The following is a 24,507-nucleotide window of genomic DNA, read 5'->3' as shown; positions in this document are numbered from 1 at the left end:
CAGTGAAAGCAACTTATTCACCTTCCTGGATTTGCTATCTTCGGTATCTAATTTCACTATTCAAATTCGCTTTTGAGCTCTTTAATAATTTCCCAGTGCCCTGATGTAAGTAAAGATGTCTCAAAAATGGAAACTGCTTTGGCACCTTGATTTTGTCTTCCAAGAATTGTCTTTTTAAAATCGGCAGGGGACGATTCCATTAAGTGTTTTCCAAAATAATTTTTAGAATCTTTCTTTTTGAACGATTCTTCATCCTGTCGTTCAATTCGCCCAGCACAATCAAAATCTGTCCCATCCATGCTATGCGTATTAGATGAGTAAAGAATATCCACATGCCATTTAGGTGCATGTTCTTTATGTTGAGCACTTCCTTGCGCTAGACTTTCATTATTGGTTGGATTTTTGTCATTGTCCATTGTATAAGTCCAAGTAAACAACTCCAACCCTTCTTTTTCTGCAATGGTTTTCAGTGACTCCAAATAATCTTGAGCCGATGAGGCACTGACCAATATGGCATCAACACCATAATTTTTATATTTTCTTAATTCATTAGTATAGGTAGTATCAGTCTTATTTTCATCAATAGAAACCCAAACCCAAAACTTAAAGTCCGCCACCTCTTTTTCTACCCTAGTTTCCGTTACGGGTTGTTTCGTGGATCTTTGTTGTATTTGATTGTCCAAAAAACCAACAGCCACAATAGCCAAAACCCCTACTAGGAGAAATTGATGACCTGGAATTTTTGTTTTATTCTTGGGTGAACTTTCCATCCTCATCAATTATCAGTTTTTTTCCAGTGAACGGACTTATACACCAAAGGTTCCATCCTGTAGTATGCTTTTCAAGGGTCAGGGGTATTTTCACCTGAAGGGTATTCAATTCTTTAGGAAGGGCCACATTCTGATCCTTTAATACATTTCTGTATTGCCCATACATGTCCCACTTGACATATTCATCTTTTGGAATTTGAAAATCAGTAGATTGCCCAGGCTCCTTATCAGAAAAAACTACGTAACCCCAATGCTCGGGCTCGTGCATGTTGATTACTCCTTGAGGAGACCAAACCCAATTGTATTCCGGAAGATGTTTCCCATTTGAATCTTTCTTCCTAGCATATTTTCCTTTTTCTAGGCTGAACTGCCAATTGACCCGAGAAAAATTAATTCGCCAAAATTCATTAACAGGAAAACCACTATGATTTGCTGCTTCAGTAATCACACTCCATGGAATTGCCATCTCCAATGTCCAGCCCTTGTCGATATCAGAAGAGTAATTTATTGTACCGTCGACATCTACAGCCGTTTTTAGCCCTTGAATATCCCAACTATCCAGTACCTTACCCCCATTTCTATAGGGTTTGGTCAAAAAAAGGTCCCACTGGGTGTTGAGACTGTTTATTTCCAGTTCGTAATAATTATGTGTGTCCCCGTCTGGATCAATAAAAACCTCAAAATCGTTGTTGTAGAAAATTACGGTGTCACGTTGTTTTAGATTTCCCCAAACATGCGGTTCTTCCATTTTTGCGAGCAAATAAAAATAGGATTCATCCCAAAGCATCTTTATTCTGGTCTCGTAAAGGGGTTTCTTAACTCCTTCAATATCGATGAAGCTTTGACTCCAATTTACCGATTGCCATTCAGAATTTGTATCCACCCCATCTACAACAATTGGACTGGACACCTTGTGTGCCACATAAGAGCGTGGAACATTGGTCTGCCCAAAGGAAGCCAGCACAAAGAAAAAAGCAATAACTCTAGTTAACATTGCAAATTAATTTTGGTTAGGAATTTGAATGCAAAGTTGGGGGTTCTATCTGGTTTTTTCCAAAACCGTATACTAGTGTCTTCTTCAAACAATTATTTAATATTCATAATTTTATTCTTGAACATACTATCTTTTAGACCAACAACAATCCAGAATTGACCAATAACATATGAAAACTTCAGTCGATATATTAACAGATACCACAAAGGAGAGCCAGTCCAAGTCGTTCATGTCCGGAAAGTCCATTGGCAACTACCCCGTCACCTACAAACACCATATTCTTTTTTGGGTTATATATTTCATTTTCAATACATTACGATGGGGAAGTTATTATGATGACTATGACTATTCTTTAAAAAGTAACATCATCGGATTTCCTATCCATATGGCACTTACCTACTTTAACATCTATTTCCTAATGCCCAAGTTTGTCTTTAAAAAGAAGTACATCACCTATGCCATATTGATGTTGTTGTCATTGTATGCCATGCTCAATGTTAAATTTTATCTCACCTATTATCTGCTGAGTACCAATGTTTGGCCCGAAGGACCAGAAGCCATAGACACTCTTACATTTAATTATGGTGTTCAAATGATGTTGGGCGAACTGTATGTTATCTCTTTTGTTACCGCCATTAAAATTACTATAGACTGGCTCAGAGAGCACAGCATGCTCCATGAGCTTGAAAAAAGGCAGTTGGCCACAGAACTCCGGTTTTTGAGGTCCCAAGTGTCTCCCCATTTTTTCTTTAACACACTCAACAACATTTACTCCCTCTCTTTAACAAAGTCTGATAAAGCACCTGAGGTAATTCTGAAGCTTTCTGAATTGATGAGATATCTTTTGTACGCAACCGATAAGAGAAAACAGAAACTAAGAAAGGAAATTGAATGTATTCAGAACTACATTGATTTGGAACGTATCCGCTTTGATGACTCGTTGGAAGTAGATGTGGAAATTTCTGGGGACTTGGATGGAAAGGTAATTGCACCTATGCTTTTAATGCCATTGATAGAGAACAGTTTTAAACATGGCGCCAGTCAAAATATTGGTCAGATGAAAATCTCGCTCAACATCAAGGTTGAAGGGGATTTCCTATATTTTGAACTCACCAACAACATTCCCAAAGAAAAGGGAAAAAGTACCTTACCTACCCGTAGCGGGGGCATAGGCCTTTCAAATGTGAGAAAAAGATTGGAGCTAGGTTACCCTGCCGAAGACTATGAATTGCGATTGGAAGAAAAAAACAATAACTTCAATGTACTTTTGAAACTTCGTGTTAGCAAAAAATGAAGATTAAAACGATTATAATTGACGATGAGCCACTCGCCATTAAAGTGCTGGAAGACTTTGCGCTAAAATTGGACCAACTAGATCTGGTCGCTACATTTTCCAATGCTGTGGATGCAAACAATTATGTGCAGGAAAACAAGGTAGATCTCATTTTTCTGGACATCAACATGCCGGTATTGGATGGTTTTGAGTTTCTTAAATGCTTAAAATACAAACCACAAGTAGTAATCACATCGGCACATGAAAAATATGCGCTTCAGGGTTATGAGGTGGAAGCGTTGGATTACCTTGTTAAACCGATTCCTTTTCCAAGATTTCTAAAAACGGTGAACCGGGTAACCGATATAATGGTAGAAAAAAACAACACGGGTTCTGGAAGCGAAAAACCCAATTTTTTCATCAAAATAGACAATAAGAAACTACAAAAAGTATACCTGGATGAGATTTTGGTCGTGGAAAGTCTAAAGGACTATATCCGTATTAAAACAACTGCTGATAAATATATCATTCATAAGACTTTGAGCAGTTTTACAGAGGAACTGCCCAGTGATAAATTTATCCGTATTCACCGATCTTTTACGGTAGCACTGGATAAAATAGAATCCTTGGAAGGGAACAGTGTGGAAATAGACGGAATTAGATATACCATTGGAAGAAGCTACCTGAATGAAGTTCGCGAAATTATCCTGAACAAAGCCCTAAAATAAAATCCTCAATTTAACCTGATAAATAGTAGACACTACTTGGAAAGAGTGCCTTGTATAGAGTCCAATGTGTGCTCCAACTTTTCAAGTTTCCGTTGCAACAACTGATTTTCGTTTTCATTTTGTTGCCTAAACTGCTCCATTTTCCGCTCAAACTCGTCCAAGGGAACGTATTCTGGTTCCAAAGCTCCTTTTAAAATGCTGAAAAGCGCAAAAATAAAACTAAACGCTATGGCGGAAATTAGAACAATCAAAAGTGTTTTTTCCCTTTTTAGAACAGGTGACTTCTTTTTTAGCAACTGCTTTTCATCCTTGGACATCTTACGGTTGCTGGACAATTGACCCAAAAAGGTGTCCCATTTCTCCTCTTCTTTTACGTACATGTCCATAAATCCTCCGTCATCTAAAAAGTCTTGTGTAGATGATGTTGAGGCCAGCATAAAAATCTTCATCCCGTTACCGCTCATACTATCCAAAAGGCCAGGGTCATAATCCTGGATTTCCTTGATCAATTTTTCAACAAACTGAAGACTATAATTGGGGCGAAGAAATTCATCATAAAGCGTCTGAATCTCAAAGTAATCCTTTCGATCCAGCGAATATTCCAAAAATCGGTCCTTTAATTCAGCCTTGAAGAACTCACTCATTCCCAGGTAAGAAGATTAATAGTTTACTACTGATTGGTCTCTACACAAATTTACTGCAAATGAATATGGTAATTGTGCACTTCAATGTAAAGAATTCTTGATCATTTTGAAATGCTAAACAATCTCGGCGGTCAATCCAGCTTGCAACAATTTGGAGCATTTAGGCTTAAGAAAGGTGTATTCACCCGTTTTAACGGTACATTTCCCATTAAAATGCACAATTAGGGAACATTGTTCCGCTTGCTCAGGGGTATGTTCACATACATTTATCAAAGTCTCAATAACGTGATCAAAAGTATTTACATCGTCATTGAAAAGCACAATCTCATGCTGCTTTACCGTATCTTCTTCCAAAAGCAGCTCCTCTAAACCTTTCTCCTTGATTCCCATGGTTTTGGAATTTGTATTTCTAATTTACATATTTTGGAGAAACCCAATTGTTCTTTTGCAACTTTTTTTCATATTCCAATCCATACACCCCACATTTTGAGGAAATTGCATCTAAATCCTCTAAATAAAAGCCACTTAAAAAAAGTAAGCCTCCTTGGTTCAGACACTTGGAATAGATATGTATGTCTTCAAGCAAGATATTTCTGTTGATATTGGCCAAAATAATATCATAGCTTTTGTCCTTCAAAAGAGAACTGTCACCCTGAAAAACCGCTATGTCTTCGCACCCATTTCTTTCCACGTTTTCCTGACTGTTCAAAAAACACCATTCGTCAATATCGATAGCTTCCACATGAGAAGCTCCTTTCATTTTTGCCAGAATGGCCAAAACCCCGGTACCACACCCCATATCCAACACTGATTTATCATTCATGTCAGTATCCAAGATATGTTGAAGCATCATATGCGTGGTTTCATGATGCCCTGTTCCAAAACTCATTTTGGGCTCAATAATTATATCAAACTCTACCTGCCCCGGTTGGTGAAAAGGGGCTCTTACCAAACACTTGTTTCCAACAGAAATTGGGTGAAAGTTTTTTTCCCATTCTTCATTCCAGTTTTGTTGTGCTATTTCCTTTATGGACCAGGTGATTTCAAAATCAGGGTTTTGAAGAACAAAAAGCGAGTTCAACATACCTTCTTCCCAATCTGATTTTAAAATATAGGCCACAAGCCCTGAATCATTCTCTACAAAGCTCTCAAAACCCAAGGCTCCCAACTCTGCGATCAAAATATCTGCTGCAGGTTGGACAGGGTTGACCTTAAAATCAAATTCTAGATAAACCAAAATTGTAATATGGTGTTAGATAGCCTTGATGATGTCCACAAAGTCATCGGCTTTTAGAGAAGCTCCTCCAATAAGTCCCCCATCAACATCTGGTTTGGAAAAAATATCACCAGCATTTCCTGGTTTTACACTGCCTCCGTACAAAATTGGAACTCCATCCGCAATGGATGTATTATAGGCTTCTGAAACTGTTTTTCTGATAAATGCATGCATTTCTTGCGCCTGTTCTGGACTTGCTGTTTCGCCAGTTCCAATGGCCCAAACAGGTTCATAGGCCAAAACAATATTTTTCCATGCACTGGCATCCAAATCAAAAAGCGCGTTTTTAAGCTGGCTTTCTACCACTGCAAAATGGTTTTCCGACTTTCTTTCCTCCAACTCCTCACCAAAGCAGAAAATCACCTTCATGTTTTTGTCTATGGCCGTCTTAACTTTTTTAGCCAAAAGTTCATCGGTTTCACCAAAAAGGGCACGGCGCTCGGAATGACCAATAATGACAACATCCACTTCAATATTCAATAACATCTCAGCCGATATCTCACCTGTGAACGCTCCGCTATCCTCAAAATGCATGTTTTGTGCAGCTACCTGAATCGTGGATGACTGTAGGCTTCTTTGGGCCGCCACCAAGTTCACAAAAGTTGGTGCAACTATTACCTCTGCATTGGTATCGGGCAATTTGGCGGAAAGTTCTGCAAGTAAAATTTCCGTTTCTTCAAGGGTTTTGTTCATCTTCCAGTTTCCTGCTACTATTTTGGTTCTCATAATGCGGTCTTCTTAGTGTTATTTATATCTTTTAAAAACTTAGTTGGTCCAAATCGTTATAATGTACTTTTTGTAATATGGTTCCTTTTTCCAAGACCAAAACTGCCGGATTGGAACGCACAATGGTCTTTAACGTAGTTTCGTCAGTAAAATAAAAACTGAAATCCAGGCCGTATTTTTTTGCGATTTGTTGTTTTAGTTCATCACTTGAAGCGGACATGCCAATTACTTTGTAACCTTTTTTTCTTGCCGTCGAGGTTACTTGTGCCACTTCAGTGAAAAATTCCTGATTGCTCTTAGCCAGGTCATATGCTACCACCATAACCAGTTTTTCCTCCTCCAAAAGTTCAGCGGCATAATCCTGCCCTTCCTGTTCAATGGTGAAATCATGAATGGGCGGTTCATATCCTTCTTGGATTTCGGTAGTTTCCACATCTATAAATTCCCCATCCACACTGGGATACTCTCCATGGGTCACAACGATTTTTTCCGAACCATCAACCTTAAACCTCCAAGCATATTCATAAACAGGTTTAGGAGCATCATCCGGAATGGTCATGCCCTCTTGGATATTAGCCTCAATCTTATATGGTCTAAAGTCTACGGACGGCAGGTGGTTCAATACCTGGTTGGCAAACAAAATACAGGCCAGCAAGGCAACTCCCCCAACAATCCAATTGGTTTTGGCATTAAAAATTGGGGTAATAAACCTTCTTCCTACAAACAGAATCAATATGAATATTAAAAGCACTATATCTTTTGTGAACGACTCCCAAGGGGTAAGTTTTACTGCATCCCCAAAACATCCACAGTCCGTCACCTTATTGAAATAAGCCGAATAGAATGTCAAAAATGTAAAAAACACTATCATCAACAAAAGGCTCCAAACGGTAAATTTTGGTTTAAATCCAATTAGAAGAAGTACCCCCAGAATTACCTCAACAATGACCACAAAAATGGAAATACCTAAAGCTAATGGCTCCAAAAAAGGAAGGTTAAGCACTCCCTGACTAAAATATTCTTCCAATTTGAACGAAAAGCCCACGGGATCGTTCAATTTGATCAGTCCGCTAATGATAAAAAGTACTCCGACAAATATTCTTGAAATCCAAACCAAATACTTCATTCCTTCTCGCTTAAATGAATCATTGCAAACACGGCATAATTGACAATATCTTGATAGTTGGCATCTATTCCCTCGCTAACCAAAGTCTCTCCTTGATTGTCCTCAATCTGCTTGATTCGCAATAGTTTTTGCAAAATCAAATCCGTAAGAGAGCTTACACGTATGTCACGCCAGGCTTCGCCGTAGTCATGGTTTTTGTCTTCCATCAACTTTTTGGTGACGGCAGCTTCTTCATCATAAAGAGCAATGGCTTCTTCGGCGGTCAAATCGGGTTGTTCCGCCACACCCTTTTTCAATTGAATCAAAGCCATTATGGAATAGTTGATTATTCCAATAAACTCGGATTGCTCTCCTTCATCCACCTTTCTCACTTCATTTTGCTGAAGGCTTCTTATTCGTTGGGCTTTTATAAAGACCTGATCGGTCAATGAAGGTAATCTCAATATCCGCCAAGCGGTACCATAATCCTGCGCTTTCTTAAGAAACAGTTCCCTGCAGGTGTGGATGACCGTGTCATATTGTTGGGAAGTCTGATGCATGTATTCGTGCTAATTTGCGTAAATTTCGTCCATGTTCGGGTGCCTACAAAGCACCTTGCCAAAGATAATCAAACCCAACAAAGCACGTATTGTTTATGGTCATAAACTGCAAAGGTGAGCTGATCGACCTAACCACCCCAAAAGTCATGGGTATCTTGAACCTTACTCCTGATTCTTTTTATGATGGAGGAAAGTATAAAGATGCATCCATAATTCTCAACCAAGTAGAAAAAATGTTGGCGAATGGCGCTACTTTTATTGATATGGGTGCCTACAGCTCCAGACCTGGCGCCGAACATGTTGAAGAAGAATTAGAAATGCAACGATTGCTTCCCATTTTGGAACTGATTCTAAAAAACTTTCCAAAAACGCTTATATCCATTGACACCTTTAGAAGTAGACTGGCCGTAGAAAGCTTGGAAATGGGAGCCGCAATGATCAATGACATTTCCGCTGGGAACTTGGACCCCAGTATGTTCTCGACCATTGCAAAATATCAGGTCCCCTATATAATGATGCACCTCAAGGGCACCCCACAGTCCATGCAAAAACAGGCTCATTATGATGATCTCATCAAGGATTTACTTTTCTATTTTTCGGAAAAAGTAAATGAGACAACCGCAAACAAAATCAATGACATTCTTATTGATCCCGGATTTGGTTTTGCCAAGACCACTGAACAGAACTATACGCTACTGAACCATTTGGACTTGTTTCAAAGCTTCAAAGTTCCCGTCTTGATAGGTTTGAGTAGAAAGTCAATGATCTATAAAATATTGGAAACATCTCCTAAAGAAGCTTTAAATGGCACCACTTCACTACATACCATTGCACTGATGAAAGGAGCAAATATATTAAGGGTGCATGACGTAAAAGAGGCTATGGAATGTGTAAAATTGGTTGAAGCCTTAAAGGCTAATGCCCTCTAGCTTTTGGTTATGCTATTTTTGCTAATTTTACAAAAACACCTCGGTTGGATTTTCTAAATTTTCTTGAATTCCAGATTACAGATGTCATAGACATTCTGCTGGTAGCCGTTTTACTCTACTATATCTACAAACTGGTCAAAGGAACCGTTGCCATCAATATTTTTATAGGAATTGTCATTGTTTGGGCCCTTTGGAAATTGACGGAGCTTTTGGAAATGAAGATGATCAGCAGCATGGTGGGAGGGTTTATGAACATTGGATTGATTGCCTTGATTATTGTCTTTCAACAGGAAATAAGAAAGTTTTTGTTGATGATAGGATCCACAAACTTTGCCACCAAACGTAATTTTACACGTCACTTTAAATTTTTAAAGCAGGAGGTCATGTCCACCAAAACTGATGTGGACGCAGTAATAGGGGCATGTGAAAATATGGGAGGGTCCAAGACAGGTGCCATTATTGTAATGGAACGAACCAACTCTCTTGATTTCGTTAAATCAACTGGTGATACCATGAACATTGAAATCACCCAACCCATTTTGGAAAGTATCTTCTTTAAAAATAGCCCGCTTCATGATGGTGCGGTGATAATCCAAGATAACTATATAACGGCAACACGGGTTATATTACCTGTCTCCAATGACCGTAATATTCCACTAAGGTTCGGGTTGCGCCACCGCGCTGCGGTAGGAATTACTGAGAAGACCGATGCAATTTGCCTTGTGGTTAGTGAAGAAACCGGTTCAATCTCTTACATAAAGAATGGAGAGTTCATTCCGTTCAAGGGGGCAAAAGAACTGGCAACTCTAATTAAAAAGGATTTGGAATAACCACTGCTAAAAATTTCTTTTAAACTTCTTCTATCGTTTTGATTCTTTTTTGGAAAACCAATCAAGAACAAGAATATTTGGTTGCAATTAAAGGTTTTGTTCCCAGGTAGTATTAAGCCACTTCTTCGGCCATAAATTGGGCCTCATATAAATCGTTATAATACCCACCTTTTTCAAGTAGTTCCTTGTGCGTGCCAATTTCCACTATCTCGCCGGCATCCATAACAATGATCTTATCGGCTTTCTTAATGGTGGCCAATCTATGTGCAATGATAATCGAAGTCCTACCTTCGGTAATCTTATCGGTAGCTTGCTGGATCAGTTGCTCAGAATAAGTATCCACAGATGATGTGGCCTCATCCAAAATCAAGATACTTGGGTCGCTAACATAGGCCCTTAGAAATGCTATAAGCTGCCGTTGCCCACTGGAAAGCATGGTTCCCCGCTCTTTTACATTGTACTGATATGCTCCCGGAAGACTTGATATAAATTCATGCACCCCTATCTGCTTGGCCGCAGCCTCTATTTCCTCAAGGGAAATGGATTCATCACGCAATGAAATGTTATTGGCTATCGTATCAGCAAACAGAAAGACATCTTGCAAAACAATAGCTATGTGCGAACGTAGCGATCTTAAAGTATAGTCTCGAATGCTATGGCCATCAACCAAAATTTCACCCGAGTTTATTTCATAGAAACGGTTGAGCAAGTTGATGATAGTAGATTTTCCAGCACCTGTGGCCCCTACAATGGCCACGGTCTCGCCAGCCTTTACTGAAAAAGAAATACCATGAAGGACCTCCTCATCTTCGATGTAGCCAAAACGGACGTCCTTGAATTCAATGGCTCCTTTGACGTCTTCCTTTACCAATTCACCAGTGTCCGCAATATGACTGTCCGTATCCAGGATCTTAAATACCCTATTTGCTGCAACCATGCCCATTTGAAGCGTGTTGAACTTGTCAGCAATCTGTCGTAGCGGTCTGAACAAGAGGTCCATCAAAAAGAAAAAGGCAAAGATGGAACCAGTATCGTTGAGCGCTTCGTTTTCAATATTTTGAATTACCCCGAAGTAAACCACCAAACCAATTCCTATTGAATATGAAATTTCAGCTACGGGAAAGAAAATGGAATTGTACCAAACTGTTTTTAACCAGGCATTCTGATGTTTTTCGTTGATTGACCTAAATTTCTCCTTCTCTATTTCCTCCCTATTGAACAGCTGCACGATTTTCATTCCTGCAATTCGTTCCTGAACAAAGGAGTTTAGATTTGCCACTTGCGCCCTTACCTCAATAAAGGCCACTTTCATTGCCTGTTGAAACAGTCTTGTAGCAATCAAAATAATGGGGAGAATGGCAAAAACGATCAGTGCCAACTTCCAACTGGCATAGAGCATAATTGCTGCCGCGGATAACATCTTAAGTACGTCGGCCACAATCACAAAAAATCCCTGACTGAATATTTCTCCAATACGTTGCATGTCAGCAACCGCCCTGGTGACCAACACCCCAATTGATGAGTTGTCAAAATAGGTCATTTTAAAGCTCATCATTTTTTTGAATAGTCGTATGCGGATATCCTTGATGACAGATTCACCAAGTAAGTTGGCGTAGTAATTGAAAAGTAACTGGCTGACCACCTGACCAAAAAGTACCCCAAGCATCAAAAGCACCAAAGTGAACAGTTGCTGGGCATCCTTGTTTTCCAAGGCTTCATTAATGATCCTACGCACCAAAATGGGAATCTCAACAGCAAAGCCAGCAGACAATACCGCCACAAAGGCCACTACCCAAAAGATAACCCTGTACGGCTTGGTATGTTCAAAAACACGCTTGAACAAACCAAAATCAAACGCTTTTCCTATTTCGTCATTTTTACTCATCAAATATATCTTGAGGGTATAAAACCTTGGTCAAATATAATCCTTTTGCGGGGACGGAAACCCCAGCCTCACTTCTACTTTTGCTCTTGATCACATTGTTGATTTCTTCAGGCTTCATTTTACCCATTCCCACATCCAACAACGTCCCTACAATTGCTCTTACCATATTTCTCAAAAAACGATCTGCCGAAATTGTGAAGATCAATCTATCTTCCTTGGTTTCCCATTTGGCGTGTCGTACATCACATATAAATGTTTTGACATCTGTGTTGGATTTTGAAAAACACTCAAAATCATCATGTTCTTTTAAAAAAGAAGCCGCTGCATTCATACTTTCTATATCCAAAGGGTACCTTGCAAAATGGGCCAAGTCTTTGTAAAATGGATTTTTGGATTGAACTACCCAATATTCATAGGTACGCTCCACGGCGTCAAAACGGGCATGGGCATTCTCTTGCATCTTGTGAATGCCATAAACGGAAATATCTTCTGGAAGAAAGGCATTCAACCTATAGACCAGATCATTTTTGTCCGCAATGGGCTCATAGTCAAAATGGGCGTACATTTCCTTGGCATGCACTCCTGTATCTGTTCTTCCAGCACCAACAATTTCTGTATTGCTTCTCAAAAGGGTGGACAAGCCATTTTCCAATACTTCTTGGACAGTAATGGCGTTGGGTTGTTTTTGCCATCCATGGTAGGCTTTCCCCAAATAGGAAAATCGGATAAAATATCTCAATCGAATACTTTACTTTTAACTCGTTAAAGATAATTCAATCCCCTCCAAAAGATAGATTACCCAATTTTTTTAGCATATTTTTAGCGTTATGACCAAAATTTTGTTGCTTTCGGATACTCATGGGCATATTGATGACACCATCTTAAAGTATGCTGCCCAGACAGACGAAATATGGCATGCCGGAGATATTGGAAATCTGGAAATCATGGATGTTTTGGCAAAATATGGTAGGGTTCGAGGTGTACATGGCAATATTGATGACCACCTAATTCAGAAAGAATTTCCAGAACACAACCGTTTTTTTTGCGAAGACGTGGATGTGTGGATCACGCATATTGGAGGTTATCCAGGAAGGTACAATGTGAAGGTGAGGGACAATATCAGAACAAATCCACCTAAACTATTTATATGTGGCCATTCACATATTTTAAAAGTGATGAGCGACAAAAAGTTGGGACTCTTACACATGAACCCCGGAGCCTGTGGCAAACATGGATTTCATCATGTAAGGACCATGTTGAGATTTGTGATAGATGGTAAAAACATATCAGATTTAGAGGTAGTTGAACTTGGAAAAAGGTAAAATGAAGGTTCATTTTTTTGCATTGGCGCTATTAATTTCATCCTGTATCACCAAAAACGATAAAAAAAGTGCAGATCAATCCCTTGCGCAAGAAATCCAATCTGCAAAAGTAACTTTACACATATTGGGCACGGTGCAGGACGGGGGAAGTCCCCATATAGGGTGCCAGAAAGAATGTTGCAAAGAGCTTTTTAAAAATCCCGATAATACACGAAAAGTGGTTTCTTTAGGCGTAGTGGACCACGAAAACGAGAAATCATATTTGTTCGAGGCCACTCCAGATATCTCCGAACAACTTAAATTGCTCAAAAACCTATCAAAAAAAACCTCCGAAACACCTGATGGCATTTTTTTGACCCACGCCCATATTGGTCATTATACAGGGTTGATGTATTTAGGGAGGGAGGCCCTCGGGTCCAATGCAGTTAAGGTGTATGCCATGCCCAAAATGAAAACATTTTTGGAAACCAACGGCCCTTGGAACCAATTGATAGATTTGGGCAATATTAGTATACTTCCCATTCAGAACGAAGAAATTACGATGCTTTCAAACAATCTGCAGATCATACCCATAAAAGTTCCACATAGGGATGAGTTTTCCGAAACCGTAGGTTTTAGGATAATGGGACCCAACAAATCGGTTCTTTTTATTCCTGATATTGACAAGTGGTCTAAATGGAAAAAGGATATTGAGCAGGAGATTCAAAAAGTGGATTTGGCCTTTTTGGATGCCACTTTTTATAGTGGAACTGAAATCAATACCAGAAATATTGAAGAAATCCCCCATCCTTTTGTGATAGAAAGCATGGAACAATTCAAAAATCTTCCTTCGGAAGGAAAGAGCAAAGTCCATTTTATCCATTTCAACCATACCAACCCATTGCTTGATAAAAAAAGTAAAGCGCACAAAAGTGTAGTGAAAGCGGGTTTTCATGTTGCCCATTTTAAAGAGAAGTTTGATTTATAGCTTAATAGTACATTAAAGTCATAGACACTGTGCTTGAATTATTCCGCTATTAAAGAGGCAAACATGAATTTAAAATAAAAACCCCGGCCAAAGCCGGGGTTTTTCGCACTAATACTACTAAGATGTTAGGTTCAACGCAAGCGATCAACAGATTTTACAAGATCTTCATCCTTTTTGATAGCCCTGTTGGCCAGGACCAGAAAAACGATAGAAAATACAGGAATCAGCATCCCAATACCCTTCTCAGAAATTTCACTTTCTCCGGATAAGTTTAGCGATCGATAAACGAAAAATCCTAGTAAAAAAAGGTTCAATATCATATTCAATCTGTTTATCACAAATTGATGTTGTCTTGTTTTGTACTTAAAAATCGAAACTATTGCCAAGATTGCCGAGGCATAAAATACCACATTGACCCATAGCACATTTTCCGCAAAAACCCCTGTTCCGTCAGCATTGACCCAGAGGCTAAGAAAAAAGGGTAGAATCCCCGCAATCAGGGCAACCAGCACCAAAAAAAACGTCTGAATACGTTGAATCATTGTGCAAATCAATTTCGAAAGGCAAAAATAGCCCTCTTTTTGATAAAAATGGGGTTATTCTTGAAAAATAATTTGTATACTTGTGCCGTTATTAGTGAAGCTCTTACCCAAAGGAAATCTTTCCTCCAGTAGTTCCCCAAATAACCTTACTTCAATTATTCAGAATTAGACAAGTTTAATTTATTCTTTACTTAATGTTCGAGATTTCAGATCTAAAAGCTAAAAAGCTTCCTGAGTTACAAGAAATTGCAAAAGACCTTAATGTTCCCAAATTCAAGTCACTAAAAAAATTGGATTTGGTCTACCAAATCCTTGACGTACAGGCCTCAAATCCTAAAGTTGTGGAAAAAGCCGTTGCGACTCCACAAGAAAATGGTACTCCAAAGCCAAAAAGAGAAAGAGTTTCAAGACCCAAAGGTGATCAGTCCGCTAAAAAAGCAGCCCCTATAAAGGAGCAATCCGTAGACGAGAAAAAACCTCAAGAGAAAAATGAGGATCCCAAAGGGCCATCGCAAAAAAGGGACCACAAACAACATACCCACCAAAAAAATCAAGGCGGGCATAAAAGAGGCAACCAACCGCAACACCAAAAAAATGGTGGGCATGACAAAAAGAACAGCAACTTTGACAAGGACCTAAAAAACAGGTACAAAGAGCCCGAGTTTGAGTTTGACAGTATTATTGAGAGCGAAGGTGTATTGGACATCATGCAAGACGGATACGGATTCTTGCGCTCATCGGACTATAACTACCTGTCTTCCCCAGATGACATCTACGTTTCACAATCTCAGATAAGACTGTTTGGATTAAAGACCGGGGACACTGTTTTAGGTAATATTAGACCTCCAAAGGAAGGAGAAAAGTACTTTCCCTTGATCAAGGTGAACAAAATTAATGGTTTGGACCCCCAAGTGGTCAGGGATCGTGTTTCTTTTGAACACCTTACGCCATTGTTCCCTAAAGAAAAATTTAAGTTGGCAGAACGCCAAAGTACCATATCCACTAGAATTATGGACCTGTTCTCTCCCATTGGAAAAGGACAGCGTGGTATGATCGTTTCCCAGCCCAAAACAGGGAAAACAATGTTGCTTAAAGATATTGCCAATGCCATAGCGGCCAACCACCCAGAGGTTTATCAAATAATCCTTTTGATTGATGAGCGCCCTGAAGAGGTAACCGATATGCAACGAAATGTGCGAGGTGAGGTAGTAGCATCAACCTTTGATAAGGAAGCTACTGAGCATGTACGTGTTGCTAATATTGTGCTGGAAAAAGCCAAGCGCTTGGTGGAATGTGGCCACGATGTGGTCATCCTTTTGGATTCCATTACGCGTCTGGCCCGTGCCTACAACACCGTTCAACCTGCTTCCGGAAAAGTTTTAAGTGGTGGTGTTGACGCCAATGCCCTGCATAAACCAAAGCGTTTCTTTGGAGCGGCCAGAAACATTGAAAATGGAGGCTCGCTTTCAATAATTGCAACTGCTCTTACCGAGACCGGTTCTAAAATGGACGAGGTTATTTTTGAGGAATTCAAAGGTACCGGTAATATGGAACTGCAATTGGATCGTAGAATCTCCAACCGTAGAATTTTCCCTGCCATAGATTTAATTTCCTCATCTACACGAAGAGATGATCTTTTATTGGATGAAAATACCATTCAACGTATGTGGATCATGCGAAAATATCTGGCGGATATGAATCCTGTTGAGGCTATGGAATTCATGGAACAGCGTATAAAACAAACAAAGAACAATGAAGAGTTTTTGTTGACCATGAACGAATAGTTTCTTTGTAAGAAATTGAAAATCAATACTATATAAACTCCTTGGTGCTTTCCAAGGAGTTTTTTATTGACCTATTTTAAAGAAATGGCATATCTTTAAAACAATTCCCTCAAAATTGAACACTAAAACACTTACAAAATGAAAAACACCCGAAACACAGCCACCTTGTTTTTGGTCTCCCTCTCACTTATGCTTGGAGCTTGTCAACAAGGGCAAAAAAAGGAATCCTCCGAACCTGAATCCCCTAAGCACCAACAAGAAAGAGTTGCTCCCCCGAAGGGAATTATTACTTTGGAAGAATCAAAATCATTATATGATAATTATACTCGGAACAGAGTGGATGTCATCCAACAGTTTGAGGCCGAGCAAAATGATGATGAAAAGTTTGAAGTAGCACGTTTTACCTCATTTGAATATTCCGAAATCAAACAATATATGGCCTATATAGAACAGGAAGCAAAAGGTGCCGGAGTGGACATTTCATCTCTACGTTTCTATTTTGCCAACTATCCCAACAAGGAAAAATTTCCTGATGGAAAGAAGATTGTACATCCAAGACAGAATTCAATTTTCCTAGTTCCTACCATAAATGTAGATGGCAAGGATTTTGGGTTCTACATTGGCGCAGATGGAAAAGCCAAGTTGATCAAAGATGCAATGGACGCAAAAGGAATGGGCCAAACCAGTGGCGAAAAAACAAAATCCTATGCAAGCTTTGTTCCTACATTAAGCCCTTCGCCCGCAATGCAAGAGGGAAGCTTAAATCTAAACAGGGGTAATTCTTCCCCTCCTCCTCCAGGTGATTTTTAATGTAACGGTTGTATGGCCCCTGAAATCTACGACTTCTTAAAGGAGCATTATTTTGTTCCCTTTTATCTCCTTACCTGGATAATCTCTGTATTGACCTACAGAAGATATTTTGATACTGCATTGAAATACTTTCCAATGTTTATTGCGTATACCTTTTTTACAGAGCTTCTTGGTTACTTCATCAAGTACCATGAGGAGTTTCAGTTTTTTTCAGATGACAGATATTCTTGGCGTAACATTATAATTTACAATATCTACCAAGTGGTTACCTTTCTTTTCTTTTATTGGGTCTATTGGAGGGTACTCAAATCCAAAACCTATAAAAAGTGGGTGAAATATGGTGCAGTAGTTGCGATGTTCAGCTATGCTGTAAGCCTATTTTTTCAAAACCCCTTTTACGTCAGCCTTTATTATGCAGATGTAATTGGCTCCCTGGTACTGCTAATGTGCATCATTCTGTACTTTAAGGAAAAAAGGATGGAAACAAATCCGTATCCACAAAAACACAACCTACTTTTCTGGGTAAGCGTGGGAACTTTTATTTTTTACCTGTTGGCCCCCTACATCTGGTTGACCGGTTATTTGCGATATGATATTTGGGTCACCTACTATTTTTGGAAAGTACTGATAGTTTTAATCATGATCATGTACTCTTTATTCATTATAGGTTTACTTATGGGAAAACGCAAGGCCTTCCGTTAGGATAGAAAACAGTCTAACTATACTTAAATAAAAATGCCTCTCAAATGAGAGGCATTTCCATACTGTATAACGAGGAAGGTTTACATAGCGGCCACCTTACTCATTAACTTACTCTTTAAATTGGCCGCTTTATTGTTATGGATAATGTTGCGTTTGGCCAACTTATCTATCATACCGACCACGGTAGGCAACAGAGCTTCAGCTGCTTTCTTATCTTCTTCGTTGCGCAGTTTTTTGATGGCATTTCGAACAGTCTTATGCTGATACCTATTGCGCAAACGTACTGCTTCGTTTCTTCTAATCCTCTTTAATGCTGACTTATGGTTTGCCATTGTCTTAATTTATGCTTTCAAAATTGTTCTAGTAGCCCGTAGGGGAATCGAACCCCTGTTACCAGGATGAAAACCTGGCGTCCTAACCCCTAGACGAACGGGCCATTCAATCTAAAAAAATTCAAACTTAAACGACAAAACCTGCCTTAAGTTGAACTTCGTAGCCCGTAGGGGAATCGAACCCCTGTTACCAGGATGAAAACCTGGCGTCCTAACCCCTAGACGAACGGGCCATTAAGGTTGCACAATTGCGGATGCAAAAATACAACTATTTTTAAGTCTTGCAACTGTAATTTTATTTTTTGCTCTGTTTAGTAAGCCTTAGCAAACAATACCCTTTGGGAAGAAGGTTTACCGGTCACCATACATTTTCCTTCTTCTTTTTCTGTATTGAACGGAATACATCTTATAGTCGCCTTGGTTTCTTCCTTGATTTTGTCCTCGGTTTCCATGGTTCCATCCCAGTGTGCAGCCACAAAACCGCCTTTTTCCTCAATTACTTGCTTAAACTCTTCATAAGAGTCGACCACGGTCATATGGTCTTTTCTGTAATCCAAGGCTTTCTTATAGATATTTTCCTGAATTTCTTGCAGCAAAGATTCTATCTTGCTTACCACATCCTCCGCGTTTACAGATTCTTTTTGCAATGTATCCCTTCGAGCAACTTCATAGGTGCCGTTTTCCAAATCCCTTTGGCCCACAGCAATACGAACAGGAACACCTTTTAATTCATACTCGTTGAATTTGAACCCAGGTTTGTGGGTATCCCTTTTGTCATATTTGACGGAAATACCCTTGGAGCGCAATTCCTTTACCAAAGAATCTACTTTTTCCGAAATGGAATCAAGTTGATCTAGTCCTTTATATATAGGTACAATGACCACCTGAATAGGTGCCAACTTAGGCGGAAGTACCAATCCGTTATCATCACTGTGCGTCATTACCAATGCTCCCATAAGTCTGGTAGAAACCCCCCATGAAGTGGCCCAAACATATTCTTGCTTACCTTCCCTATTTGCAAATTTCACATCAAAGGCCTTGGCAAAATTTTGTCCCAAAAAGTGTGAAGTTCCAGCTTGTAGAGCTTTTCCATCCTGCATAAGCGCTTCAATACAATAGGTTTCTTCTGCACCTGCAAAACGCTCGCTTTCAGTTTTTGTACCCTTGATTACGGGAACTCCCATATAGTTTTCGACAAAATCTGCATAAACATGCATCATTTGCTCCGCTTCTTCCAAAGCCTCTTGCCTAGTTGCATGAGCCGTATGCCCTTCTTGCCATAAAAATTCTGCGGTACGGAGAAACAATCTTGTACGCATTTCCCATCGGACTACATTTGCCCATTGATTGATCATTATGGGAAGGTCTCGATAGGACTGCACCCATTTTCTATAGGTATCCCAAATTATGGTCTCCGATGTAGGCCTTACAATGAGTTCCTCTTCCAACTTGGCATCTTCATCCACAACAATGCCGCTGCCATCTTCCGCATTTTTTAAACGATAGTGCGTGACCACGGCACATTCCTTGGCAAAACCTTCAACATGGCTTGCTTCCTTGCTCAAATACGATTTTGGAATAAAAAGCGGAAAATATGCATTTTCATGGCCTGTTTCCTTGAACATTTTATCCAATTGGGCCTGCATTTTTTCCCAAATTGCAAAACCATATGGCTTGATGACCATACATCCCCTGACTCCAGAGTTTTCAGCCAAGTCTGACTTCACAACAAGTTCGTTATACCACTTGGAATAGTCTTCGCTTCTGCTCGTTAAATTTTTACCCATCTACAATAGTTTGGCACAAAACTTGTGACTTTATTAGAAAAATAATTCGGTAAAACTAGTTATTTTTAATATGTCCAACAATAAAAATTGCGTGATGACAAACTCTATACCCCGCTCTCAATTTAAAGTTCTGGCCGGCTTTCTCATGATTTCTTTTTTGGCTGTTTCCTGTGGATCATACCAGCAAGCTTCATATTATGATGATGATGGCATCTATTCTGATGGAAATCCATCTGTTAGGGTTGAAAAAAGGTCTGCCGAAGCTGTACGAATCAACAAACAAGAAAATGATATCTATGGGGATTATTTTGGTCAGAAGGCAGATGAGTATGGGGAAATCTTAGAGGACGAAATCTTTACCGACATAGATAGCTATTCAAGCGCAATAGAAAACGATAGCATTCCCTTAGGGGAACAAACCGATTATTTTGCCAATAATAATGTATATACTGGCAATCCCGGGTGGGGTGACAATCCCACCAACTTAACCATCAATGTCTACGACAACAACTGGGGCTGGGGAGGCTTTGGTTGGGGCGGTCTCGGCTGGGGCTGGGGCTGGAACGACCCTTGGCTTTGGAATGGCTGGGGCTGGGGAGGCTACGGCTGGGGCTGGGGCTGGAACAATCCTTGGAGATGGAACCGATGGGGATGGGGAGGCTACGGCTGGGGCAATCCTTACTGGGGACGTGGATATTATGGATGGGGTGGATACTACGGATACGGTTGGAACAGACCTTACAGAGGGTACCGAAACTGGGGATACTCCTATAATAGGAGCAGAAGGGGGTATTCAAACTCTGTAATCCCAGGAACTACTCTGCGTGGAAGATCTAATCTTGCCTCACGAAGAAGTGGATACACCTCCAGATATAGAGGAAGTACTGGACGTTCCAATGTAAATAGAAGTGCTGTAGGCAGAAGCTCAAGAACCTATAATCGGGGAACAACCGCCCGAAGGTCCGTGAGTGCAGATGCTATTTCCCGAAACAGAAGTTATCGTACAAGCAGAAGTACCCGATCTGCACCAAATTATCGCAGTTCAAGAACATACCGCTCATACGGCACCTCTCCTTCAACTCGAAGTAGTGGTACCTATAGACGAAGCGGCACCATAAACAGGAATTCATCATCCGGTTACCGTTCATCTTCAGGTCGCAGTACCCGGAGCTACCAATCTTCAGGTAGATCGGCACCACGAAGCAGTAGTTACAGAAGGTCTTCAAGTGGCTCAAGAAGTTCAGGAAGCTACAGAAGCAGCACTAGAGGTTCAAGTAGCAGGAGTTACAGGAGTTCTTCAGGAAGAAGCTCCAGAAGCTCTGGAAGCTATAGAAGTTCTGGAGGCTCAAGTAGATCATCTGGAGCTAGGTCTTCATCTGGAAGAAGCGGTAGAAGAAACTAGATTTCATTAAAATTCTCAAACTAAATCAAAGAAAATGAAACGAAGAATAACTTTCATAATGGTATTGGCATGCGTTTTTGCAAGTGCCCAGAACATTGATGATGTATTGCGCTATAGCACGGAAAACATTCAGGGAACGGCCCGGTTTCAAGCTATGGGTGGAGCCTTTGGAGCACTTGGGGGCGATTTATCTTCCCTAAACATAAATCCGGCAGGTTCTGCAGTTTTTAATCACAGTGAACTCACCATAACAGGATCCAATTACAACAGGGACAACGAAGCCCTTTTTGGAAACAGTGTAAGAAGTACGGATATCAACGATTTGGAACTGAATCAAGTGGGAGGTGTTTTTGTCTTTAAATCCTCAAACAGCCCATGGAAAAAATTGGCACTTGCGTTCAACTATGACATGGTCCAAAACTTTGATAACGAATTTTTTGCAGCTGGAAATACGTCTTTGGGAATTGACAACTATTTTCTAAATTTTGCCCAAGGGCAAGCCCTTGGACCATTACGAGTGCAACAAGGAGAATTTATTGAAGATGCTTACCTGGATATCGGTGCTTCCCTTGGGTTTGGCGCCCAACAGGCATTTCTGGGATTCCAGGCAGGTATTATTGAACCAACAGATGACGATGACGCCAATACTTCATACTTTTCCAATGCTCAATATGGTGTTGTAAACCAAGAATATTTACAAACTACAACGGGCTATAACAGCCGATTTACCTTAAACTTTGCAGGGCAGTATCAGGACAATCTATACCTTGGTGCTTCCTTAAATTTCCATAATATTCTTTATGAAAGATTGACACTGTTGGATGAAACTGGATATGATCAAGACTCACCGGTTCAGCTTACCACATTTGATAATTTTCTTCACACAGAAGGATATGGTTTTTCATTTAGTCTTGGAGCCATCGCCAAATTGAACGACAATGTTAGGGTTGGAGGTAGTTATCAATCCCCAACATGGTACGAGCTTACCGATGATACTTCGCAACGTATTAATTCCACTCTTGCGGTTTCTGATATTAATTTCATCGATTTTGGCATTGTCAACCTGTTTGAAGAGTACCGAATCAAGACTCCAGGAAAACTCACCGGAAGTGTCGCCGTTGTCTTTGGAAAAGATGGACTTCTAAGTTTTGACTATGGTTATCAAGATATGTCCCAGGCTGAGCTTAGACCCACTTCTGACCCAAGTTTTACTTCAGAAAATGACTTTATCGCAGACCAACTGGGTGTTGTAAACACCTATAGATTGGGCGGGGAATTAAGAATAGACGAGGTTAGCTTAAGAGCTGGTTATCGATATGAGGAAAGTCCCTATGAAAGCGGTGACATTATCGGGGATTTAACTGGTTTTTCTGGTGGTATCGGGTACAATTTTGGTGGAAGCAGGTTGGATTTAGCCTTTAGTCGTACAGAACAGGACGTGAACACCTTCCTTTTTGATTCAGGAATCAATAGCTCAGCTATGATCAATAGAATCAACACCAATGTAACCTTGGGCTACACCATAAAATTTTAGATTCATTTCTTTTAACTGAAGGTCGGGAAGATTGTTTTCCGACCTTTTTTTTGTTATCTGACCAAAGAGAAATGTCTTCTTACGGATCGGGCCACTAAAACTCCTTGATCATCCTGATCATATTCCAATCGGAACCAATAATCAGAAGATGGAAGGTCTCTACCGTTGAAGGTTCCGTCCCAGCCAGTAGCGTCGTCCAACTGTTTCAACAGCTTTCCGTATCGATCAAATATATAAATGGTAGCATCGGACAGTCTCTCAATACCCTGAACGTTCCATGTATCGTGAAAAGAATCTCCATTTGGAGTGAAAAACTTGGGGTACCCAACCACTAAGAAATCTTGCTCTAAGGTACCACAGCCATTTTTATCATTTACGATTACGGTATTCAGCCCTGGAGGTACATCCAGAAAAATGGGGTCATCCTGAAATTCTCCTCCATTTATGGCGTATTCGTAGTCTCCATCGCCTTGTGGTACAAACTCCACGTCATAGGGGTCTGAAATATCACTGGTCTCCAAATCCACGATCACTACATCATCCAAAACGGGTTCTCCATAAAAGGTAATCAAGATACCTCCATTGTCCACTACGGTCGGGGGAGTTCCAGATGCGGTGGTAATTTCCACAAAGTAGCGACCAGAATTGGGGCTGGAAACAACAAGCTCAGCACCAAAAGGCCCAGTACCGGTCAAAGTATCGTCAATGGTACCATCATCATCGTAGTCCACTGTCCATTCCACACTGCCAATATCGGACCCAGCGGGTGAATTCAATGCACTTAAAACAATATCAGGGTCTCCTTCACAGGCAATGATATCCAATCCCAAAAATTCATCACGAAGTGTACAATCCAATGCGCTGTTTTGATCGGCATCCACAGAACTACCAGTGAAGGTTAACGTAAACGATTCAGGATCGCCATCAAAATTGGTATTATAGTTATTGATGAAAAGATAGTAGATTTCACCAGCGGTCACATCCAACCATTCATCATAAGTGTTCTGACTTCCCCTAACAAAAGGTGCCCCTACCCTACCATCAATAGGATTAACACCAATACCAGTAAATCCTGTGTCGTTATATTCGTAATTGCATCGAATTGGTTGTGCGGTTCCATCCCCAACAAGACCGCAGAAATTCTGACCCGAAGTTTGATCAAAAGGACCATAAAGGGCAAAATCCCACTCTGCAGTAACCACACCTCCTGGGTTTACAGGTAGTGCCTCTATGTCAAAACCGATTTGTCCATCGGTCCCAGCCCTAAATACATACCAAGCCGAATTATTTTCCAGATTGGCAGAGCTTACGCTCCCTTTTTCCAAACAACCAGATTGTCGAATCACATCAGGATCAAAATCATCAATATCACCACCTCCATCTGTGATGCCAGATATGGGTGCATCGGCACAGACAGGAATAGCAGTTCTACAATCTGGTGAGTTTTGCGCGGTTGCCTTAAAATAAAAGAAGAAGAGGCAACAAATGGCAATACATAGGGTTCTCATAGAATTTTGGGGCTATGGGGTTCTTGTATACTATAACCAGTATAACTGCATAAACCCTACTTTTAGTATGATTTCAACCCAAAAATTGTACAGTTAA

Annotated in this window: 25 protein-coding genes and 2 tRNA genes; 11 read left to right on the top strand and 16 right to left on the bottom strand. The window is 40.2% G+C overall.

Features of this window, described 5'->3' with window-relative positions:
* Nucleotides 1–56 precede the first annotated feature (56 nt).
* Together DX873_RS01380 and DX873_RS01375 are read right to left on the bottom strand one after the other, a co-directional pair.
* On the bottom strand, nucleotides 57–770 hold the full coding sequence (locus DX873_RS01380; RefSeq protein WP_116182743.1) for a hypothetical protein: 714 nt from the start codon (nucleotides 768–770) through the stop codon (nucleotides 57–59).
* Nucleotides 748–1,764, bottom strand: a complete 1,017-nt coding sequence (locus DX873_RS01375) for a carbohydrate-binding family 9-like protein (RefSeq protein WP_116182742.1) — start codon at nucleotides 1,762–1,764, stop codon at nucleotides 748–750. The genes DX873_RS01380 and DX873_RS01375 overlap by 23 nt, the downstream gene beginning before the upstream one ends.
* 169 nt (nucleotides 1,765–1,933) lie before the next feature.
* Here DX873_RS01375 and DX873_RS01370 point away from each other — a divergent pair, with 169 nt between their 5' ends.
* Nucleotides 1,934–3,058: a sensor histidine kinase gene (locus tag DX873_RS01370; protein WP_313777737.1), complete on the top strand. Its 1,125-nt coding sequence runs from the start codon at nucleotides 1,934–1,936 to the stop codon at nucleotides 3,056–3,058.
* Nucleotides 3,055–3,765, top strand: a complete 711-nt coding sequence (locus DX873_RS01365; RefSeq protein WP_116182741.1) for a LytR/AlgR family response regulator transcription factor — start codon at nucleotides 3,055–3,057, stop codon at nucleotides 3,763–3,765. Before DX873_RS01370 ends, DX873_RS01365 begins: the two co-directional genes overlap by 4 nt.
* A 32-nt stretch (nucleotides 3,766–3,797) precedes the next feature.
* Here DX873_RS01365 and DX873_RS01360 read toward each other — a convergent pair whose 3' ends face one another.
* The 6 genes from DX873_RS01360 to DX873_RS01335 all read right to left on the bottom strand — a co-directional run bounded on the left by DX873_RS01360 (nucleotide 3,798) and on the right by DX873_RS01335 (nucleotide 8,076).
* Complete coding sequence (locus tag DX873_RS01360; protein WP_116182740.1) at nucleotides 3,798–4,409, bottom strand: hypothetical protein; 612 nt, start codon at nucleotides 4,407–4,409, stop codon at nucleotides 3,798–3,800.
* Nucleotides 4,410–4,523: 114 nt separating this feature from the next.
* Nucleotides 4,524–4,799, bottom strand: coding sequence for an ATP-dependent Clp protease adaptor ClpS (locus DX873_RS01355; protein WP_116182739.1), 276 nt, complete (start codon nucleotides 4,797–4,799; stop codon nucleotides 4,524–4,526).
* Nucleotides 4,800–4,818: 19 nt separating this feature from the next.
* The gene (gene prmA, locus DX873_RS01350; protein ID WP_116182738.1) at nucleotides 4,819–5,655 is read right to left on the bottom strand and encodes a 50S ribosomal protein L11 methyltransferase; all 837 of its coding nucleotides are present in this window, start codon (nucleotides 5,653–5,655) and stop codon (nucleotides 4,819–4,821) included.
* 6 nt (nucleotides 5,656–5,661) lie between these two features.
* Nucleotides 5,662–6,411 (bottom strand): triose-phosphate isomerase, encoded by a 750-nt coding sequence (gene tpiA / locus DX873_RS01345; RefSeq protein WP_116182737.1) that lies wholly within the window; start codon nucleotides 6,409–6,411, stop codon nucleotides 5,662–5,664.
* A 31-nt stretch (nucleotides 6,412–6,442) separates the two neighbouring features.
* Nucleotides 6,443–7,537, bottom strand: a complete 1,095-nt coding sequence (locus DX873_RS01340; protein ID WP_116182736.1) for a BT_3928 family protein — start codon at nucleotides 7,535–7,537, stop codon at nucleotides 6,443–6,445.
* Nucleotides 7,534–8,076: a DUF1599 domain-containing protein gene (locus DX873_RS01335; RefSeq protein WP_116182735.1), complete on the bottom strand. Its 543-nt coding sequence runs from the start codon at nucleotides 8,074–8,076 to the stop codon at nucleotides 7,534–7,536. The genes DX873_RS01340 and DX873_RS01335 overlap by 4 nt, the downstream gene beginning before the upstream one ends.
* A 95-nt stretch (nucleotides 8,077–8,171) precedes the next feature.
* On the opposite strand from DX873_RS01335, the gene folP reads away from it, so the two are divergent.
* Both folP and cdaA read left to right on the top strand, forming a co-directional pair.
* Entirely contained in the window at nucleotides 8,172–9,005 is an 834-nt protein-coding gene (folP, locus tag DX873_RS01330) for a dihydropteroate synthase (RefSeq protein WP_116182734.1), read from the top strand.
* A 44-nt stretch (nucleotides 9,006–9,049) separates the two neighbouring features.
* Nucleotides 9,050–9,835 (top strand): diadenylate cyclase CdaA, encoded by a 786-nt coding sequence (gene cdaA / locus DX873_RS01325; protein WP_116182733.1) that lies wholly within the window; start codon nucleotides 9,050–9,052, stop codon nucleotides 9,833–9,835.
* Between the two features lie 112 nt (nucleotides 9,836–9,947).
* Here cdaA and DX873_RS01320 read toward each other — a convergent pair whose 3' ends face one another.
* Nucleotides 9,948–11,720 (bottom strand): ABC transporter ATP-binding protein, encoded by a 1,773-nt coding sequence (locus DX873_RS01320; protein WP_116182732.1) that lies wholly within the window; start codon nucleotides 11,718–11,720, stop codon nucleotides 9,948–9,950.
* Nucleotides 11,713–12,459, bottom strand: coding sequence for a tRNA pseudouridine(38-40) synthase TruA (gene truA / locus DX873_RS01315; protein WP_116182731.1), 747 nt, complete (start codon nucleotides 12,457–12,459; stop codon nucleotides 11,713–11,715). Before truA ends, DX873_RS01320 begins: the two co-directional genes overlap by 8 nt.
* An 88-nt stretch (nucleotides 12,460–12,547) precedes the next feature.
* Here truA and DX873_RS01310 point away from each other — a divergent pair, with 88 nt between their 5' ends.
* Nucleotides 12,548–13,042, top strand: a complete 495-nt coding sequence (locus DX873_RS01310; protein WP_116182730.1) for a metallophosphoesterase family protein — start codon at nucleotides 12,548–12,550, stop codon at nucleotides 13,040–13,042.
* Between the two features lies 1 nt (nucleotide 13,043).
* Nucleotides 13,044–14,009, top strand: coding sequence for an MBL fold metallo-hydrolase (locus DX873_RS01305; RefSeq protein ID WP_116183765.1), 966 nt, complete (start codon nucleotides 13,044–13,046; stop codon nucleotides 14,007–14,009).
* 131 nt (nucleotides 14,010–14,140) lie between these two features.
* Here the strand turns inward: DX873_RS01305 and DX873_RS01300 are convergent, their stop codons facing one another.
* The gene (locus tag DX873_RS01300) at nucleotides 14,141–14,551 is read right to left on the bottom strand and encodes a DUF4293 domain-containing protein (protein ID WP_116182729.1); all 411 of its coding nucleotides are present in this window, start codon (nucleotides 14,549–14,551) and stop codon (nucleotides 14,141–14,143) included.
* Between the two features lie 194 nt (nucleotides 14,552–14,745).
* Between DX873_RS01300 and rho the strand changes: the two genes are divergently transcribed.
* The 3 genes from rho (at nucleotide 14,746) to DX873_RS01285 (ending at nucleotide 17,847) form a co-directional block, all read left to right on the top strand.
* Entirely contained in the window at nucleotides 14,746–16,335 is a 1,590-nt protein-coding gene (gene rho / locus DX873_RS01295; protein ID WP_116182728.1) for a transcription termination factor Rho, read from the top strand.
* A 138-nt stretch (nucleotides 16,336–16,473) separates the two neighbouring features.
* The gene (locus DX873_RS01290) at nucleotides 16,474–17,145 is read left to right on the top strand and encodes a hypothetical protein (RefSeq protein WP_116182727.1); all 672 of its coding nucleotides are present in this window, start codon (nucleotides 16,474–16,476) and stop codon (nucleotides 17,143–17,145) included.
* A 12-nt stretch (nucleotides 17,146–17,157) separates the two neighbouring features.
* The gene (locus DX873_RS01285; protein WP_116182726.1) at nucleotides 17,158–17,847 is read left to right on the top strand and encodes a hypothetical protein; all 690 of its coding nucleotides are present in this window, start codon (nucleotides 17,158–17,160) and stop codon (nucleotides 17,845–17,847) included.
* An 80-nt stretch (nucleotides 17,848–17,927) separates the two neighbouring features.
* Here the strand turns inward: DX873_RS01285 and rpsT are convergent, their stop codons facing one another.
* From rpsT to proS, 4 genes are all read right to left on the bottom strand, one after another.
* Nucleotides 17,928–18,179, bottom strand: coding sequence for a 30S ribosomal protein S20 (rpsT, locus tag DX873_RS01280; protein WP_116182725.1), 252 nt, complete (start codon nucleotides 18,177–18,179; stop codon nucleotides 17,928–17,930).
* A gap of 32 nt (nucleotides 18,180–18,211) precedes the next feature.
* A tRNA-Glu gene (locus DX873_RS01275) sits at nucleotides 18,212–18,283 on the bottom strand.
* Between the two features lie 57 nt (nucleotides 18,284–18,340).
* Nucleotides 18,341–18,412: transfer RNA gene (locus DX873_RS01270), tRNA-Glu, on the bottom strand.
* 78 nt (nucleotides 18,413–18,490) lie between these two features.
* Nucleotides 18,491–19,966, bottom strand: a complete 1,476-nt coding sequence (gene proS / locus DX873_RS01265; protein ID WP_116182724.1) for a proline--tRNA ligase — start codon at nucleotides 19,964–19,966, stop codon at nucleotides 18,491–18,493.
* Nucleotides 19,967–20,060: 94 nt separating this feature from the next.
* Between proS and DX873_RS18800 the strand changes: the two genes are divergently transcribed.
* Nucleotides 20,061–21,368, top strand: a complete 1,308-nt coding sequence (locus DX873_RS18800) for a hypothetical protein (protein WP_181899415.1) — start codon at nucleotides 20,061–20,063, stop codon at nucleotides 21,366–21,368.
* Between the two features lie 34 nt (nucleotides 21,369–21,402).
* Complete coding sequence (locus DX873_RS01255; RefSeq protein ID WP_116182722.1) at nucleotides 21,403–22,902, top strand: OmpP1/FadL family transporter; 1,500 nt, start codon at nucleotides 21,403–21,405, stop codon at nucleotides 22,900–22,902.
* 53 nt (nucleotides 22,903–22,955) lie between these two features.
* On the opposite strand, the gene DX873_RS01250 is transcribed toward DX873_RS01255, so the two are convergent.
* Nucleotides 22,956–24,410 carry a T9SS type B sorting domain-containing protein gene (locus DX873_RS01250; RefSeq protein ID WP_116182721.1) on the bottom strand — a complete coding sequence of 485 codons (1,455 nt, stop codon included), beginning with the start codon at nucleotides 24,408–24,410 and terminating at the stop codon, nucleotides 22,956–22,958.
* Nucleotides 24,411–24,507 lie beyond the last annotated feature (97 nt).

The organism is Flagellimonas nanhaiensis (genome assembly GCF_003382275.1).
In the GTDB taxonomy this organism is placed as follows: Bacteria; Bacteroidota; Bacteroidia; order Flavobacteriales; family Flavobacteriaceae; genus Flagellimonas; species Flagellimonas nanhaiensis.
Note: the sequence above shows the minus strand (reverse complement) of the source record. Positions and strands in the feature narration are given on the sequence as shown.

Bases quoted from the DNA above. Each gene is read 5' to 3' on its own strand.
- DX873_RS01300 (WP_116182729.1), bottom strand. From the start codon at position 14,551: ATGATTCAACGTATTCAGACGTTTTTTTTGGTGCTGGTTGCCCTGATT.
- DX873_RS01370 (WP_313777737.1), top strand. From the start codon at position 1,934: ATGAAAACTTCAGTCGATATATTAACAGATACCACAAAGGAGAGCCAG.
- DX873_RS01380 (WP_116182743.1), bottom strand. From the start codon at position 770: ATGGAAAGTTCACCCAAGAATAAAACAAAAATTCCAGGTCATCAATTT.
- DX873_RS01290 (WP_116182727.1), top strand. From the start codon at position 16,474: ATGAAAAACACCCGAAACACAGCCACCTTGTTTTTGGTCTCCCTCTCA.
- proS (WP_116182724.1), bottom strand. From the start codon at position 19,966: ATGGGTAAAAATTTAACGAGCAGAAGCGAAGACTATTCCAAGTGGTAT.
- DX873_RS01305 (WP_116183765.1), top strand. From the start codon at position 13,044: ATGAAGGTTCATTTTTTTGCATTGGCGCTATTAATTTCATCCTGTATC.
- DX873_RS01365 (WP_116182741.1), top strand. From the start codon at position 3,055: ATGAAGATTAAAACGATTATAATTGACGATGAGCCACTCGCCATTAAA.
- DX873_RS01250 (WP_116182721.1), bottom strand. From the start codon at position 24,410: ATGAGAACCCTATGTATTGCCATTTGTTGCCTCTTCTTCTTTTATTTT.
- DX873_RS01310 (WP_116182730.1), top strand. From the start codon at position 12,548: ATGACCAAAATTTTGTTGCTTTCGGATACTCATGGGCATATTGATGAC.
- DX873_RS01285 (WP_116182726.1), top strand. From the start codon at position 17,158: ATGGCCCCTGAAATCTACGACTTCTTAAAGGAGCATTATTTTGTTCCC.
- DX873_RS01355 (WP_116182739.1), bottom strand. From the start codon at position 4,799: ATGGGAATCAAGGAGAAAGGTTTAGAGGAGCTGCTTTTGGAAGAAGAT.
- DX873_RS01335 (WP_116182735.1), bottom strand. From the start codon at position 8,076: ATGCATCAGACTTCCCAACAATATGACACGGTCATCCACACCTGCAGG.
- DX873_RS01360 (WP_116182740.1), bottom strand. From the start codon at position 4,409: ATGAGTGAGTTCTTCAAGGCTGAATTAAAGGACCGATTTTTGGAATAT.
- DX873_RS01340 (WP_116182736.1), bottom strand. From the start codon at position 7,537: ATGAAGTATTTGGTTTGGATTTCAAGAATATTTGTCGGAGTACTTTTT.
- DX873_RS01375 (WP_116182742.1), bottom strand. From the start codon at position 1,764: ATGTTAACTAGAGTTATTGCTTTTTTCTTTGTGCTGGCTTCCTTTGGG.
- rpsT (WP_116182725.1), bottom strand. From the start codon at position 18,179: ATGGCAAACCATAAGTCAGCATTAAAGAGGATTAGAAGAAACGAAGCA.
- DX873_RS01320 (WP_116182732.1), bottom strand. From the start codon at position 11,720: ATGAGTAAAAATGACGAAATAGGAAAAGCGTTTGATTTTGGTTTGTTC.
- DX873_RS18800 (WP_181899415.1), top strand. From the start codon at position 20,061: ATGACAAACTCTATACCCCGCTCTCAATTTAAAGTTCTGGCCGGCTTT.
- folP (WP_116182734.1), top strand. From the start codon at position 8,172: ATGGTCATAAACTGCAAAGGTGAGCTGATCGACCTAACCACCCCAAAA.
- tpiA (WP_116182737.1), bottom strand. From the start codon at position 6,411: ATGAGAACCAAAATAGTAGCAGGAAACTGGAAGATGAACAAAACCCTT.
- rho (WP_116182728.1), top strand. From the start codon at position 14,746: ATGTTCGAGATTTCAGATCTAAAAGCTAAAAAGCTTCCTGAGTTACAA.
- DX873_RS01255 (WP_116182722.1), top strand. From the start codon at position 21,403: ATGAAACGAAGAATAACTTTCATAATGGTATTGGCATGCGTTTTTGCA.